Below are 15,838 nucleotides of genomic sequence, written 5' to 3'. Positions count from 1 at the left end.
CATTACGAGGAGGAACGACGAAGTAATCTAATGTGAGATTGCCACGCTCCATTGCATTACGCTCGCAATGACAGCAAGAGTAAGCAAACGGCATTAGGTTTTGAAGGCGTTAAGTAAATTACCGAAAACGGCGTATAAAAGCATCCGCTGTTTGAGGCGAGAGCCGAGTTCGGATGGTTTAGCCAAATGAGGGAATTTATGGCCTGAGAAACCACAGCCTTGACTTTTTCGTTCTTTTGTGTCAATACAAAAGGACAACTATCAATACTATTTTAAATGATGGATTTTAAATTTTGAATGTGATTCCTCCGTTCCGCTATCGCTACAGTCGGAATGGAAAAAGAGATACTTCCTGTCGTCAGGATGACAACCTCTTGCGTCATTACGAGGAGGAACGACGAAGTAATCTTAATGTTAGATTGCTACGCTCCATTGCATTACGCTCGCAATGACAAACTGAGTAAGCACAGCATAGTGGCAAACGGCATTAGGTTTTGAAGGCGTTAAGTAAATTACCGAAAGAGGCGTATAAAAGCATCCGCTGTTTGAGGCGATAGCCGAGTTCGGATGGTTTAGCCGAAAGAGGTAATTTATAGCCTGAGAAACCATAGCCTTGACTTTTTCGTTCTTTTGTGTCAAGACAAAAGGACAACTATCAATACTATTTTAAATGATGGATTTTAAATTTTGAATGTAATTCCTCCGTTACGCTATCGCTACAGTCGGAATGGAAAAGAGAGATCCTTCCTAACGTCAGGATGACAACTCCTACTGTCATTTTGAGCGCAACGAAGTGAAGTCGAAAAATCTATGATGAGAGTTCCATTACATTACACTCGCAATGACAGCAAGAGTAAGCATAATATGGAGCTCTTATTACACTCTGTATGTCATGTCGACCGTAGGAGACATCTCTATTCAAAATTCAGAGATTCCTCACTACACTGCATTTAGTATCGGAATGACAACCGCTGAAACATAAAAAAACGGCTAAGATATCCCTTAGCCGTTTTTCCTTTCAAATAAAGTAACCTTATTTGAAATTATAGTGTTTTTGCGTTTTTCACCTTTTGGTCGGTAATGGCATGTTTAACCACTTCCTGCATATCGCTCACATAGTGGAATGTTAATCCCTGTAGATATTCCTGTTTGATTTCCTCTATATCACGACGGTTTTCCTCACATAGTATAACCTCTTTGATACCTGCCCTTTTAGCAGCAAGGATTTTCTCTTTAATACCGCCTACAGGCAATACGCGTCCGCGAAGGGTAATCTCCCCTGTCATGGCAAGATTCTTTTTCACCCTTTTTTGCGTGAACGACGATACCAGCGATGTAAGCATAGCAATACCGGCACTTGGTCCGTCTTTTGGTGTAGCTCCTTCCGGTACGTGAATGTGTACGTTGTAGCTGGAAATCACCTCCGGACTAATACCCAGTTGTTCTGCATTGGCCTTAATATACTCCAGAGCGATGGTAGCCGACTCCTTCATAACATTACCAAGGTTACCCGTCATGGTTAACGATCCCTTACCTTTACTAAGTAACGACTCTATAAATAATATATCGCCGCCTACACTTGTCCAGGCAAGACCTGTAACCACGCCGGCCACTTCATTATTCTCATACTTATCGCGCTCCATTCTTGGTGAGCCAAGTACGTCAATAATATCGGCTTCGGTAGCCTTATGGTTATATTCTTCCTCCATAGCAATGCATTTTGCAGTATGCCTTACCATTTTGGCAATTTGTTTTTCAAGTCCGCGTACACCCGACTCCCTAGTGTAACCGGTCACAATTTTCTCCATCTGTTTTTTACCAATGCTCAGGTCTTTATCGGTAAGTCCGTGTTCCTTAAGCTGTTTTGGTAACAGGTGACGTTTTGCAATCTCTACCTTTTCTTCAATGGTATAACCTGTCATGTTTATAATTTCCATCCTGTCACGAAGGGCAGGCTGAATTGTTGACATGTTGTTTGACGTAGCTATAAACATTACTTTACTAAGGTCGTACCCCAGTTCAAGGAAGTTATCATAAAACTCCGAGTTCTGTTCAGGGTCCAGCACCTCAAGTAATGCACTCGATGGGTCTCCGCTTGGCCCTACAGATAGTTTGTCTATCTCATCAAGCACAAACACAGGATTGCTAGTCCCTGCCTTTTTAATGCTCTGGATAATACGACCCGGCATAGCACCGATGTACGTTTTACGGTGACCACGAATTTCGGCCTCATCACGAAGTCCGCCCAGTGAAATACGAATGTACTCACGGCCCAATGCCTCGGCAACCGATTTACCTATGGATGTTTTACCAACCCCCGGAGGACCGTATAAACACAATATAGGTGATTTCATATCGTTTCTCAGCTTTAACACAGCTAAGTATTCAATAATACGTTTTTTAACGTCTTCAAGTCCAAAATGGTCACGGTGCAGTATTTTCTCGGCACGCTTCAGGTCAAACTTATCTTTAGAGAATTCATTCCATGGCAAATCAAGCATCAGCTCTAAGTAGTTACGCTGAATACCATATTCTGCCGCCTGCGGATTCATACGCTGCAGTTTTGAAACCTCCTTATCAAAGTGTTCCTTTGTTTTGGTGTTCCATTTTTTGTTTTTGCCCTTTTTGCGCATTTCCTCTATTTCCTGATCGTGCGAAACGCCACCCAGTTCTTCCTGAATGGTTTTCATTTGCTGATGAAGGAAATATTCACGCTGCTGCTGATCTAAATCAAAACGTACCTTACTCTGGATATCGTTTTTAAGTTCTAGCTTTTGCAGCTCAAGGTTCATGTGGCGAAGGGTTTCCAGCGCACGGTTTTTAAGGCTGCCTTCGGCAAGCAGTTCCTGCTTTTCCTTTACGGTAAGACTCATGTTAGAGGAAACGAAATTCACAAGGAACGAGTCGCTCTCAATGTTCTTAATCGCAAAAGTAGCCTCGGTAGGGATATTTGGGCTTTCCTTAATAATCTGGATAGCCAGTTCCTTAATCGAATCGATAATGGTATTAAACTCGGCATCGTCCTTTTCAGGTCGGTCTTCGTTCACCTCCTTAACGGTAGCACGCAGGTAAGGCTCTTCGGCAGTTACCTCATCAATCTCAAAGCGTTTTTTACCCTGAATGATTACAGTTGTATTACCATCGGGCATTTTAAGCACGCGCAATATGCGGGCTACAGTACCTATTTTATGGATATCGTTTGCTGTAGGCTCTTCAACCTTTTCGTCTTTTTGAGCCACTACCCCAATAATTTTACCGCCGGCATTGGCTTCGTTTATCAGTTTGATAGACTTGTCCCTCCCTGCTGTAATTGGGATTACTACCCCCGGGAAAAGCACCATATTGCGAAGTGGCAGTATAGGCAAATCGGCAGGTAGTACCTCGCGGTTCATTTCTTCCTCATCTTCAGGGGTCATTAACGGAATCAAATCGGCATCTGTATCCAGTTCCTGAAGTGACAAACTGTCAATATTTAATATTTTTTGATTAGACATACTTATAATAGGTCATTTTGTCATTAAACATTTGCTGTTATGCAAATGCCCCCTTTATTTTGGGCATATTATTTACTTGTATATCAGCAATAACAATGCATTAGCTGATATGTTAACGCAGTATAATGTCAATCATTATGCCACACTGGGGATTTTCTTAAAAAAGAACGCCCCACATAAAGCGGGGCGTACCAGTAGATATAGTAGTTTGAGTTAGTAGTTCGAAACTAAAATTTAGAAGCTGTAGTCTACATCATAAGTACCGGTAAAGTTAACAACATCGGTACCATTTGTAGCAGAGAAACTGTATGTTCCTGCAATTCTGTCTTCTGTTTTGCTGTTTATTACTATAGATCCGGTTGTAGCCATGTACACAGACTCCGGAGATACAGTTACATATCGTGCACCTACTACGTCTTCAAGCATGTTTCCGGTAATTTGGTATGTACCCGGAGTTAATGAAGCATCAATGGTAAGTACCACTTTATTTTGAACGGCATCAAGTCCGTTAATGCTAATAGTCTCTCCTAATCCGCCATCGGCAACAGCTACCGCAACATTAGCGATAGGGTAATCCATGGCATCAAGAGCAGCTGTAAACACATCATCTGTAGGATTTCCGCCACCACCTCCGGGTAGAGTACCTGTGTATGATATGTTTGTAAATGCACCGGCAGTAAATTCTATTGGCTCTACATCTTCCTCATCGTTACTCCACCATCCGGTAAAGCTGAATGTACCCGACACTGTTTGGTTAAGAGCATCAATATTTGTTATGTTAACAGATCCTGATGTCTCTTCCATATTAAAGTTAAGATACTGATAAGATGAACCTGTAGGCTGATAATACATAATTAAATCATCACCCGAAAAAGTTCCTACAGCTGGGTTTGGTACAGCAAAGCTAACCGACTCCCCCTGTGAACCTCTTAATCCCGAAACTACAAGCATACCATTGTTTATCACTGCAAGTGTAGTGGTAGCAGTATAGGTTTCGCCATTAAAGTTTACCGTAAACGATCCTGTAGAACCGCCCGGATTGTTACCAATATTGTCTAATAATACCGGGTCTACCGGTTCTGTATCACAGGCTATAAAGCCCATAGCCAAAAACAGAAGCGCAAACGCCTGTACAATTTTCATCTTTTTCATAACTTCTTATTTTTTATTCGTGTATTCGTATTCTTAGTTCAGCGTGTAAGACACAAGTGTACTGCTTGTTGTATATCCGGCCGACTGCGTTTCTGATTTAATAGGTCCTACGTTTTTAGCAAACCAGAAATATACGGTAACATTTGTTAAGTTACCCAGTTCGCTACCATACACCATAGTTTGTTTAACTTTGATTACATCTTCATAAGTAGTACCGTTTACATCTACAGAGATTCCTTTTTCCTGAATAATGCTTTCAAGGTGAATATCCATAACAATTGGAGGGATAGTTACACCTTCAACCTGATAGCTGGTAGTTTGCTGCACATCTTCTATCCAGCTTTGTCCCGGCTCCAGGTAATCTTTTAATAAAGTATACTCGTATGGAGAAACCGTAATTTGCATTCCCTGTTGGTCTGGTATATCAACACTTACTCTAATAGAGTAGTCCCCGTTATTATGTCTTATTCCTGAGCTTGATTCTCCTGTAAAATTATCTGTTCCGGCATCAACAAAACCAGTGCTTGATGTATAATACAGGTTACCGCCTATTGTTTGTGTACCTGTAAGTAACATTGTGCTTTCCCCTTCATCTTCAATATCAAAAACCCACTCGTTATTAACAGCCATTGGCCAGTAACTACCGTCACTTGTACCCGGATTAGTAGGATTGTTTGGATTAGTACCCGGATTTTCGGGATTGTTTACATTGTCTAAAAGAACCGGATCTACAGGCTCTGAATCACATGAAACAAAGCTGAATGCCGAAAGAAACAATACTAAAGCCGATAATCTTCTAAAGTTTTTCATATGGTTTTATAGTTGTTAGGTGCCCAAATATAAAGTAATTTTTTTAATATCTTAATGTTTTTTTAATACCCTAGCCAGTAATATTATGCCTATTACAAAGAATAATGTAAGGAATATCACAGAATATCGCATACTTCCGAAAATCTGATCAATAGCACCATAAAGTACCATACCTATCACAATTCCTATTTTTTCGGTCACGTCATAAAAGCTGAAAAACGAGGCAGTATCCTGAGTTTCAGGTAACATTTTAGAATAGGTACTTCTTGACAGCGATTGTATACCTCCCATTACAAGCCCCACAAAACCGGCAGTGATGTAAAAGTGCATAGGCAGGGTTACAAAGAAAGCCGCTATACATATAACAGCCCAAACAGCATTTATCCCTATAAGAGTTTTAATATTTCCGAATTTTGCCGAAAGCTTTGAGGTTAGTATCGCACCCGCAACTGCCACAAGCTGTATTAACAATATACTGCCTATAAGCCCCATGCTCTTAGCATCGTCACTAACCCACTCTATCTCTTTTGCTCCAAAGTAAGTAGCTACCAGCATTACGGTTTGTACAGCCATACTGTAAACAAAAAATGCCCCCAGGTAACGTTTAAGCTGTGTAGTTTGCTTTAACTGATCCCACACTTTGCGTAACTCCTTAAAACCGTTAAGCAGTACATGGCGGGTTACCTTATTGCTGTTTTTGTTCCCTTTTGGTAAATAGTAATAAGTATACTGGCTAAACAGTATCCACCATACTCCTACCATTACAAACGATATACGCATGGCTTTTAGGTGGGCAGGATTTTCATCTGTACCTTTAATTTTAAGCATTTCCGGCATCATACCCATAATCATAGCCAGGTTAAGTATAAGGAGTATTACACTACCTATGTACCCCATTGAGTATCCTTTTGCACTTATACTGTCCTGCTGCTCCGGGTAGGCAACATCGGGCAGGTAAGAGTTGTAAAACACAAGGCTGCCCCAAAAACCTACAAGCCCAAAAAAGTAAAGTGATAAACTAAGGTATAAACTACCTAAGTCAAACCAGTACAAACCAATACAGGCAAGTGCCCCCATGTAACAAAACAGTTTAAGGAAGCCCTTTTTGTTTCCGCTATAATCGGCAATACCCGAAAGTAACGGCGAAATAAATGCCACTACTAAAAAGGCAAAGGCAGTAATAAAGCTCATTAGGGCGGTATCTTTTACTGTAAAGCCTAAAAAGTCAATGTATTCTATTTTTGCCCTGCTAAAAAGCTGCTCATAAAATATAGGGAATACTGCCGAAGCAATTACCAGACTGTAAACCGAGTTGGCCCAATCGTAAAACGCCCAGGCATTAAGGAGCTTTTTATCTCCCTTTTGTAGTTGTACCGACATACTTAATTATTTGGTTTGTTTTGCCAAAACTAATTTATTTTTTGGATTATAAGATTATCTCAGGGTTAGATTTTAGTATGTAATAGCTGTAAACACAATGTTTGTCATTCCGATTGGAGCGATAGCGGGAAAGAGGAATCTTGTTAATAACTGTCCTTTTGTCTTGACACAAAAGAACGAAAAAGTCAAGGCTATGGTTTCTCAGTCTATAAATTCCCTTATTCAGCTAAACCATCCGAACTCGGCTTTCGCCTCAAACAGCGGATGCTTCTATACGCTTCTTCGGTAATTTACTTTACGCCTTCAAAACCTAATGCCTTTGTCCACTCTACTGCACTATAGTTCATACCCCTAAAGAAAAAGAAAAACATCAATCATACACAATCTAATCCATTTGACCTATTTCCTGCCATTTGCCGTTTATTTTTTAAGAGGATGTAAGCTCCCAAAAAATAACATTAAAGCTTAATACAAGTGTAGCTACAAATATCATTAAATACACCCACCACATCCTGAGTTCTTTTGCCATAAAAAGCCTAACCAATACACAGGCAATAACTGATGGTATTAATGCTGCTATGAAAACAAAAACTAAAACAGCAACCGGATTACCGGTAAGAAAAAATAATTTAATCATTCTTATATTTTATCTGTATGAAAATTGTTTTAAAACCTTTCTTTCCATATCATCGTCAGGCCAAATTTCAATCTTGTAATAATCGTTATCACTCTCATTAGCCAGGTCGGTTTCAGCTACGCTTTTAAAGTTAGAGCCATAAACCCTTACTCTGTATTTACCCGGAGTCACTTTTATGGTTAACTCTACCGTACTAGTAGGACAATCCATAATTAGTAATTCTCCCGATGAGATGTTAATTCCCCCTTCCACAACATGATCATACAAGCTGTAATCTATATCCTTAACGGGATTTTGCAAAACGGTTATCTCCCCTTTTATATTCCCATAACAATAGGTACCAACAGCAATAATCCCCTGCTCTGTTGCAAAACGAGCCTCAAAAGCTTCATCAGTCCAAAACTCATTTGAATTAGAATCCATTTTAGCTTCCTTATCTTCAAGATAAAACTGATGGTATTCGGTATAAAAATTAAATGTATGGGTTATATTTTGTGTTTGCGCACTGCAAAAGCCTGTAATAAGTATTAATAAAGCGATTAGTTTTTTCATGACTTAAACAGTTCGTTATAAAAATCAATCTTTTTGATAATTTCAATAGTTTGCTTCACCTCTTTATATCCGTAGTTATTTTGCGGTTTAGCTTTATAATCTTCAGGTTCAAGCGTTTCATATTCAGAGAATGCCTCATTTTTATATATTCCCAGTATATAATGACGACCATCTGCAACGTTATCCCATTTTTCCTTATTGATGTTATAGGCTGCAAAATGCATTGTTTTTTGTAATGGCTGTATGTCACGCAACAGGTTTAGCATTTCCTGCTTCTCCTTCTCCCCAACCACTTCTTTTTTCTTTATTCCCTTTACCTCTCCCTTATCATTTAATAGCATGCAGTATTTAAAAATCGTGTTATTATTGTAAAAAACAACAAAGCTTTTATGAATCTTTTCATCCCAAAAGCTAAATGAATCACCCATTAAAATAAGCGGATCAGTTCCCTTTATTAATTCAAACTTACGAAGTGTTTGCATATCGGGAAGTTCATTTGCCGTACGCCCCGACTTTTCTTCAGGTATAAACCTAAAATCGCTAACAGTATTAATTTCCTTATTTTCTTTGCTCTTATACTTATCAATTAATTCAGAACGCATTAAGAAAAGTTTATCAGCCTCACTGTTTTGCGCAAGCTCAAATAAATAAGCAACAAAAGCATCGATTGTTTTATAAGTTTCACATCCCGGATTAGCCCTGTAAGTTGTTTCTTCTCCGTTATATTTAATATTTAAAGTATACAATACACCATTTGTAGCAGCAATGTTTGGAGTATTGCATCCCTCCACCGGCTTTACCTCCTTTAAACGAACCTGCAGTTCCTGAATTTGCGACTCAGTAAGTTTTAATTTTTTTACCTCCGGACAATCTTCCAGTTTTTCATCTAAAAAACATAAAAACCCGTCAGCCGTAACAGTAACCGATTTACTTTGTTCACGAGAATACTCCAAGAGGTCTATCTCAAAATTTATAGTAGTGGCTTCCTGCTTTTTACAGGTTGTAAAAAACAGTAAAAACAACACGGGTAAGGCTATGAGTTTTTTCATACAGCAATATATTAAATATCAGCTTAACCTGTTACACCCATCCTATTATTACATCTCCTTTTCGTAAGCCTATAACCGATGTTACTTTATCGGTTTCCTCATCAGTCATTACATATATAGGTCGGTTATCTACCAGTAATACATAAACCAGTTCGGGTTTAGCGTTAACCTTAGCTTTATCCGGTTCGTTATATTCAGTATAACAAACAATCATAACATCATCAGCCTGCTTTATTTTTTCGGCAATAGCAAAGTAATGTTCACGTACTTCTTTTGGCTGATTGGGAAAATAATTATCAAGAAAAACATTAAGGTCACTACTCTCCTCTATCTCATTAACAAAAGCTGCTACCTGGGGAGCATCTGTACTTGATGACTTTGAATTATCTATCAATAGGTTTATAACTATAGTTAAAACAAAAACTAAAATAAAGACAACTATTTTAATGGTGTGATTTTTTTTCATAGCCGAAAGATAAATCAACTAAAACACGTATACAAAATTATGTTAACCATATACATTTATCGTTTTCAATCCTGTACGGGAAATACTCTTCTTCCCAGCTCTCCCCGTCTATATTAATTATTAGGCACATTGCATCTGTTTTTATACCATCAATGGTAACCAAAACATCATAAGCTATTGCTGCAGCATCAATTTTTTGTTTCTTAAATTCCTCCTCACAGCTATCTTTAAGAATGTTAACGTGTTCCAATCCGTTAATCTCATCTGCATAATCGGTTAATGCCATAACAGGTTTAAGTATTTCTCCCGAAACCTTAACACCAAAAGGAGCAAACTCCCCTATTCTTTCTATAAACAACTGAGCCGATGAAAATATATGCTCTTTAATTTTTTGTATCATTTACAATTTAAAACTTTAAGTATACTTTAGTTAAGTAACAGACTACCAATATAACAAAAGCCCCGCTAAAAGCGAGGCTCAATATCTTTAAAATAATAGTCTTGTTTCTATTATCTTTTATCTAAAATCATTACTTAAACGTTACCCCAAACTTGGCCGCTTCGGCTTTAGCTTCCGGAATCATTTTTTGCAGGTTAGCAATCCTCGTGGCATCACTAGGGTGCGTACTAAGCAGCTCCGGAGTTCCGCCTGCACCCTGTGCCGACATCCTTTGCCAAAAACTAATTGCCTCATCGGGGTTATATCCCGCAATAGCCATCAGTATAAGTCCGTATTTATCAGCCTCAGTCTCGTGGCTTCTGCTAAACGGAAGCATACCTAAAACGTTAGACCCTACACCATAAGCCTGCATATAAATTTGTTGTGCCGCTTCGCTTTCTTGGGTTGTTGCTGCTCCTAAAAGTACAGCACCTACCTGTTGCGCCTGGCTTGCCGTCATACGCTGACCACCGTGGTTAAGTAACGCATGCGATACCTCGTGCCCCATAACAGTTGCCAGTCCGGCTTCGGTTTTAGTAACCGGAAGTATACCGCTGTATACTACAATTTTACCACCCGGCATACACCATGCATTAAGCGACGGATCCTGCACTAAATGATATTCCCACTGGTAATCCTTTAAATACCCCTGGTAGCCGTTGGCATTAAGATATTTTTCGGCAGCAGCCCTAATTTTCTGGCCTACTGTAGTAACCATTTTTGCTTCGGCAGTACCGGTAATCACCTTGTTTTCCTTTATAAAAGCATCATACTGCTGAAAGGAAGCAGGGAAAATCTGGTCGTTTGACACCACATTAAACTGCGATTTCCCTGTAAAAGGATTGGTGGTACAGGCAAAAAACATCATCAGTATAAACCCCGATAATACAACTATACTCTTTCTCATATAACGATAAAATTAGTTTTGCTAAATCAAAATTAGTAAATATTTTCCTGTAATTTCCTTAATAATTAACCTTAGTCCGTTAAAGTATTGTGAACGTTTTGATTAGGCTAATCACTTTCTTAAATCAAGCGAAGCCTTTAAAATAGACCCTACCAAAGCCAAATCAATATCGACTTCAGGGTTTATGGGTAATATTTTCATACGGGCACGCTTTTCCTGTACCAGTTCAGGGAAATCCAATAGTCCACCATCTACAAACCCTATGTAGGGTTCACCCGTTTTCTTGTGGATATGAAAGTAACACAGCATCTTCCCTTTATGGTAAAAAAACGGCATGCTGTATTTCCATTCCTGCGTTATGGCATCGTCAAACCCACTTATAAAATCTTTCAGGGCAAGCAGGCAACCCTTTACCGGCTCATTGAGCCTGTCAAAATAATTGTCAAACGGACGTAGCATTTAATTCAATTTTAATACTATCTAAGGTAAGAAATTTCTAACTTGCCAATAAATAATTCTACCACATGTCAGTAAGCAGTTCAAACCGCAGGTCAATGGCCATACCAAAACCCATAAGGGTAACGGCAAAAGTACTCGAAGCTACCTCACAAAAAATGGCGGCAAAGTTTGCCATGAAGCTATTTATAACCCCCATGAAATTCCCTATCCCTAAGCGGGAAGAAAAAATGAATGCCGAAAGCAGGCAGGAGTTTGTAAAAGTTCCGGCTATCAATAAAACCATAAGGGCTTATCATTATGGCGACAGCGACAAAAAAGTACTGCTGGTACACGGCTGGAGCGGACGCGGAACACAACTACAATCCATCGCCGAAAAACTGGTTAAAAAAGACTACAGCACTATTAGTTTTGATGCTCCCGGGCATGGTAAAGCTCCGGGTAAAACCAGCGATATGACCGAGTTTATCGCTGCCATACTGGAGCTTGAAAAACAATATGGTCCCTTTACCTACGCTGTGGGTCATTCATTGGGGGGCATGTCGGTACTTAACGCCATAAAACAGGGGCTTAAGGTAGATAAGGCAGTGATTATAGGCAGTGGCGATATTATAGAAGATATAATGAACAACTTTATAAAAGAGTTAGGCATGAATATTGGTACAGGTAAACTGATGATGAAGCTGTTTGAAAAAAAGTTTGGTGAAACCATTAACAGCTATTCGGCGTATATAGCAGCACAGGCAGTAACTGTTCCCGTACTGGTTATTCACGACGAAGATGATACCGATGTTCCCGTAACCGCTGCACACCACATCCATAAACATTTGGCAAACAGCCAGCTTATGATAACGCAGGGATTAGGGCACCGAAAAATTTTGGGCGACAGCACTGTCATCAAAACGTTAACCCAATTCTTACTATCATGAAAAAATTAATGGCATTGCTTATCCTGTTCTCTCTTACGGCTTGTAACGGACAGGTAAAAAAGAAAGAACATAAAGCCGAAAAGGCTGAAACCGAAAAAACCGAAGGTAAGTTTAAGGTAACCAAAACCGATGCCGAATGGAAAAGCCAGTTAAGCCCCGAAGAATATTCGGTACTTCGTGAAAAAGCTACCGAAAGGCCTTATACCGGGAAATATGATGAGTTTTTTGAAGATGGCGTATATGTATGTGCCGCCTGCGGAAACCCATTGTTCAAGTCAGACAACAAATACAATTCCCATTGCGGATGGCCTTCGTTTGATCAGGCAATCAAAGGATCTGTAATTTATGAGGAAGATTTTTCACACGGCATGCACCGCACCGAGGTTATGTGTGCCAACTGTGGCGGTCACCTGGGGCATGTATTTGACGACGGACCAAAAGCTACAACCGGAGAGCGTTTTTGCACTAATTCGGTTTCCATTAAATTTATCCCTGCAGAAGAACTTAAAAAAGCGAAAAAGGAGTAACTACAATGAAAGATTACAATGTAAACAAATCAGAAGCCGAGTGGAAAGAACAACTTGGACTGGAACGTTATAAAATACTTAGGCAAAAAGGAACCGAGTTCCCCCACTCCGGCAAATACAACATGCACTTTGAAGAAGGCACTTATGTATGCGGAGCCTGTGGCGAACCACTGTTTGCCTCTGATTCAAAATTTAATTCGCATTGCGGATGGCCATCGTTTGATGAAGCCCTTCCCGGTAAAATTGAATATGTAAAAGATACCTCACACGGTATGATTCGCACCGAAATTATGTGTGCCAACTGTGGCGGTCACCTGGGTCATGTATTTGACGACGGACCTACCCAAACCGGACAACGCTATTGCGTTAACTCCCTATCGGTAGATTTTAAAGAGTAACATTTTTTACAGATACCCCGCCCCGCACATCAGTGGGGCTTTTTTATTCCCTACTGTCATTGCGAGGAGGAACGACGTGGCAATCTATTAATAAATACCGTATGTCATTTCGACCTTGAGGAGAAATCTTTTTAGATTCTTCATTCCGCTATCGCTGCAATCAGAATGATAATAGTAGTGCTAGCATAAGAGTCAGCAAATGGCATTAGGTTCTGTAGCGTAAAGAAACATCAAGATCCTGGCGCGAGCCTCCCGCTCGTGTCCAAAAACAAAAGATATCCTTCCTATCGTTAGGATTACAATTCATCCTCTGTCATTTTAAGTGCAACGAAGTAGAGTCGAAAAATCTCAATCATATCCACACCCACTAATGCGAGCTTCCCGCTCATGCCAAAAACAAAGAGATCCTTCCTTCGTCAGGATGACAAAAACGCTCTGTCATTTTGAGCGTAACAAAGTGAAGTCGAAAAATCTCAATCATATCAAATAAAACAGTAACTTTATTCTATGGATCTCTTTAACGAAAAACCCGACTGGGCAAAGGCCTTAAAGCCGTTACTGGAAAAATACAAAGACGCAAAACATCCGCTGGAATACAAAAACATATACCAGCTACTGGTAATGGTAGTACTATCGGCACAAGATAGTGATGCCCATATCAATAAGGTAGCACCAAAATTCTTTAAGGAATTTCCCGACATGAAGTCGCTCGCAAAAGCCAATACAGAACAGCTTACTGCAATATTGAGCGAAGTCCGGTTTCACGGTAATAAAATAGCATGGTTGCAGGATATAGCATCAACCGTAAAAGAAGATAAAAATATTCCACTAACAATGAAAGAGCTAACTGCCCTTAAAGGTGTCGGACGAAAATCGGCAAACGTAATAATGCGCGAAGCAGGCGTACCGGTAGAAGGTATCATGGCCGACTTACATGTTATACGCGTTGCTCCCCGCCTAGGGATTGCACAGGGTAAGGATGCCGTTAAAATTGAAAAGCAAATGATGGAAGTACTACCGCGTGAAATGTGGGCAGATACAGGAATGGCAATATCTTACTTAGGACGTGAAACCTGTCGTCCAAGCAACCCAAAACACAGCGAGTGTATAATGAAAGACGTTTGCGAATACTACCAAAACGAGAGGAAATAACTACTCTAAGCATAAAAACAAAACAGTATGAAGTATTATTGTCATTGCGAGGAGGAATGACATGGAAATCTCTATTATAAATATTAATGAGATCCTTCCTACCGTCAGGATGACAAAAACGTTCTGTCATTTTGAGCATAACGAAGTGTAGTCAAAACTCGAGGCTGAAAAGCCGAACCGATGAAATAAATCTAAAAAAAAGAAGTAATTTTTAGCTTAAAGAACCATAGCCTTGACTTTTTCGCTTTTTGTGCTATGACAAAAGGGCAATAAAACAACACGTCATAAAACAAAAAAGAGAGGTATAAACCTCTCTTTTTCAGTAACTATATAATTATATATATTAAGAATATATCTTTATCAGTTTCCCCTCTCCGGTAAACGATGCCGTAAGGCCAATACCATCCTGAGTTTTCATATCAAGCTTGTAATTTCCTTTGTCCGACTTATAGGCTTTAACCACCTTATAATCTCCATAATCCTTGTGGATATTATCCATAACCTCTTTGGGAACTTCGCTAAGTTTAATCTCTTTATATAATTCTTCCTGCTCCTGGTGTATAGCAGGGACGTTGTAATAAACAGTAACCGATGCGGTTGCAGTAAAAGCAGCCATCAGCATTGCTGAAGCAAAAATCAGTTTTTTCATGTTTAGCTATTTAGTTAGTTGAATCTATCCAAAGTTACAACATACTATCACAAGCTGTATTAAAATATTGCTAAAGTTTAAAAATGATACCCTATACGAAAACGTAAATTAAGTACTGCTGCATCCTGAGCTTTGTAGGTAAAACCAATTTTAGTGTATTCAAAGGCATGACTATAACCAAGACCGATTCCTGTTTCATAATCAAAATGTTTTCCCAGCGTTCTTCTTATACCCCATGTAGGTATTATAGATAAAATAGGTCGCTTATAAAATTTATAATCATTGTTTGTACTAACCACAAACCAATCAGGAGCAAATGATGTATCAAGTGATAAATAATTAGCACGGTTACCTTTAATATCCTTACCCTTTCTTACTCTGCGGTTTAGGTTATAATACCATCTTGGTTCTGCTCTTACAATGGGAGTAAGTAAAAGTCCCCCTTCAGTATCTCCGTAAAAGGAAGATTTAACCCAAATACCACCGTTAAGTCCGGCTTCAGTTCTAAGAGCTAATTGATTAGCCATTTTAAATTCATAATATCCCCATACTCCAAGTCCGGCCTGAATTCCAATAATCTCTTTCTCAACACTGGCTTTTTGTTCTTCTTTTTCCTGTGCATTCACTTTTCCTGCACATAGTAAGGCGATCAGGGCTACCCCTAACAGTTTGTTTTTCATAGGTTTAATTTGGTTGATTGTTTGCAATATAATAAGATTAAATATTTTTTAACACGAAAAATCAAACACCATGCCTCTTTTAAAAAATATAGATTAAAAACCGAATATTTTTTAGTGTAAACACCAAAACCGTATAAAAACAAAAAACCCTATCCATAATA

General features: G+C 39.2%; 17 protein-coding genes. 4 read left to right on the top strand and 13 right to left on the bottom strand.

Translation table 11 applies throughout. The annotated features are described in order from the left end of the window. Nucleotides 1–1,043: 1,043 nt before the first annotated feature. The 11 genes from lon to Q763_RS17030 form a co-directional block, all read right to left on the bottom strand. On the bottom strand, nucleotides 1,044–3,494 hold the full coding sequence (lon, locus tag Q763_RS17080; RefSeq protein WP_035136279.1) for an endopeptidase La: 2,451 nt from the start codon (nucleotides 3,492–3,494) through the stop codon (nucleotides 1,044–1,046). 234 nt (nucleotides 3,495–3,728) lie between these two features. Then, nucleotides 3,729–4,646, bottom strand: coding sequence for a DUF6252 family protein (locus tag Q763_RS17075; RefSeq protein ID WP_157499520.1), 918 nt, complete (start codon nucleotides 4,644–4,646; stop codon nucleotides 3,729–3,731). 33 nt (nucleotides 4,647–4,679) lie between these two features. Continuing rightward, complete coding sequence (locus Q763_RS17070) at nucleotides 4,680–5,456, bottom strand: hypothetical protein (RefSeq protein WP_035136276.1); 777 nt, start codon at nucleotides 5,454–5,456, stop codon at nucleotides 4,680–4,682. 51 nt (nucleotides 5,457–5,507) lie between these two features. Further along, a complete protein-coding gene (locus tag Q763_RS17065) occupies nucleotides 5,508–6,836 on the bottom strand; it encodes an MFS transporter (RefSeq protein WP_035136275.1) in 1,329 nt (442 codons plus the stop codon). A 427-nt stretch (nucleotides 6,837–7,263) separates the two neighbouring features. Next, complete coding sequence (locus Q763_RS17060; RefSeq protein ID WP_035136274.1) at nucleotides 7,264–7,473, bottom strand: hypothetical protein; 210 nt, start codon at nucleotides 7,471–7,473, stop codon at nucleotides 7,264–7,266. A gap of 9 nt (nucleotides 7,474–7,482) precedes the next feature. Further along, nucleotides 7,483–8,025 carry a hypothetical protein gene (locus Q763_RS17055; protein ID WP_035136273.1) on the bottom strand — a complete coding sequence of 181 codons (543 nt, stop codon included), beginning with the start codon at nucleotides 8,023–8,025 and terminating at the stop codon, nucleotides 7,483–7,485. Beyond that, nucleotides 8,022–9,074 carry a hypothetical protein gene (locus Q763_RS17050; RefSeq protein ID WP_035136272.1) on the bottom strand — a complete coding sequence of 351 codons (1,053 nt, stop codon included), beginning with the start codon at nucleotides 9,072–9,074 and terminating at the stop codon, nucleotides 8,022–8,024. The genes Q763_RS17055 and Q763_RS17050 overlap by 4 nt, the downstream gene beginning before the upstream one ends. A gap of 31 nt (nucleotides 9,075–9,105) precedes the next feature. Then, entirely contained in the window at nucleotides 9,106–9,540 is a 435-nt protein-coding gene (locus Q763_RS17045; RefSeq protein WP_035136271.1) for a hypothetical protein, read from the bottom strand. Nucleotides 9,541–9,577: 37 nt separating this feature from the next. Beyond that, nucleotides 9,578–9,940, bottom strand: a complete 363-nt coding sequence (locus Q763_RS17040; RefSeq protein ID WP_035136270.1) for a hypothetical protein — start codon at nucleotides 9,938–9,940, stop codon at nucleotides 9,578–9,580. A 130-nt stretch (nucleotides 9,941–10,070) separates the two neighbouring features. Beyond that, nucleotides 10,071–10,886, bottom strand: a complete 816-nt coding sequence (locus Q763_RS17035; protein ID WP_035136269.1) for a M48 family metallopeptidase — start codon at nucleotides 10,884–10,886, stop codon at nucleotides 10,071–10,073. 111 nt (nucleotides 10,887–10,997) lie between these two features. Beyond that, nucleotides 10,998–11,345, bottom strand: coding sequence for a DUF1801 domain-containing protein (locus tag Q763_RS17030; protein WP_035136268.1), 348 nt, complete (start codon nucleotides 11,343–11,345; stop codon nucleotides 10,998–11,000). A gap of 65 nt (nucleotides 11,346–11,410) precedes the next feature. Between Q763_RS17030 and Q763_RS17025 the strand changes: the two genes are divergently transcribed. The 4 genes from Q763_RS17025 to Q763_RS17010 all read left to right on the top strand — a co-directional run bounded on the left by Q763_RS17025 (nucleotide 11,411) and on the right by Q763_RS17010 (nucleotide 14,348). After that, nucleotides 11,411–12,271, top strand: a complete 861-nt coding sequence (locus Q763_RS17025; RefSeq protein ID WP_035136267.1) for an alpha/beta fold hydrolase — start codon at nucleotides 11,411–11,413, stop codon at nucleotides 12,269–12,271. Next, complete coding sequence (gene msrB / locus Q763_RS17020) at nucleotides 12,268–12,798, top strand: peptide-methionine (R)-S-oxide reductase MsrB (RefSeq protein ID WP_035136266.1); 531 nt, start codon at nucleotides 12,268–12,270, stop codon at nucleotides 12,796–12,798. Before Q763_RS17025 ends, msrB (Q763_RS17020) begins: the two co-directional genes overlap by 4 nt. 5 nt (nucleotides 12,799–12,803) lie before the next feature. Beyond that, nucleotides 12,804–13,196, top strand: a complete 393-nt coding sequence (msrB, locus tag Q763_RS17015) for a peptide-methionine (R)-S-oxide reductase MsrB (RefSeq protein WP_035136265.1) — start codon at nucleotides 12,804–12,806, stop codon at nucleotides 13,194–13,196. A 507-nt stretch (nucleotides 13,197–13,703) separates the two neighbouring features. After that, nucleotides 13,704–14,348: an endonuclease III domain-containing protein gene (locus tag Q763_RS17010; protein WP_035136264.1), complete on the top strand. Its 645-nt coding sequence runs from the start codon at nucleotides 13,704–13,706 to the stop codon at nucleotides 14,346–14,348. Nucleotides 14,349–14,691: 343 nt separating this feature from the next. Here the strand turns inward: Q763_RS17010 and Q763_RS17005 are convergent, their stop codons facing one another. Together Q763_RS17005 and Q763_RS17000 are read right to left on the bottom strand one after the other, a co-directional pair. Continuing rightward, nucleotides 14,692–14,997, bottom strand: coding sequence for a hypothetical protein (locus Q763_RS17005; protein WP_035136263.1), 306 nt, complete (start codon nucleotides 14,995–14,997; stop codon nucleotides 14,692–14,694). 77 nt (nucleotides 14,998–15,074) lie between these two features. After that, nucleotides 15,075–15,677: a hypothetical protein gene (locus Q763_RS17000; RefSeq protein WP_035136262.1), complete on the bottom strand. Its 603-nt coding sequence runs from the start codon at nucleotides 15,675–15,677 to the stop codon at nucleotides 15,075–15,077. Nucleotides 15,678–15,838: the final 161 nt, after the last annotated feature.

It is taken from the genome of Flavobacterium beibuense F44-8 (assembly GCF_000769915.1).
Lineage (GTDB): Bacteria > Bacteroidota > Bacteroidia > Flavobacteriales > Flavobacteriaceae > Flavobacterium > Flavobacterium beibuense.
Note: the sequence above shows the minus strand (reverse complement) of the source record. Positions and strands in the feature narration are given on the sequence as shown.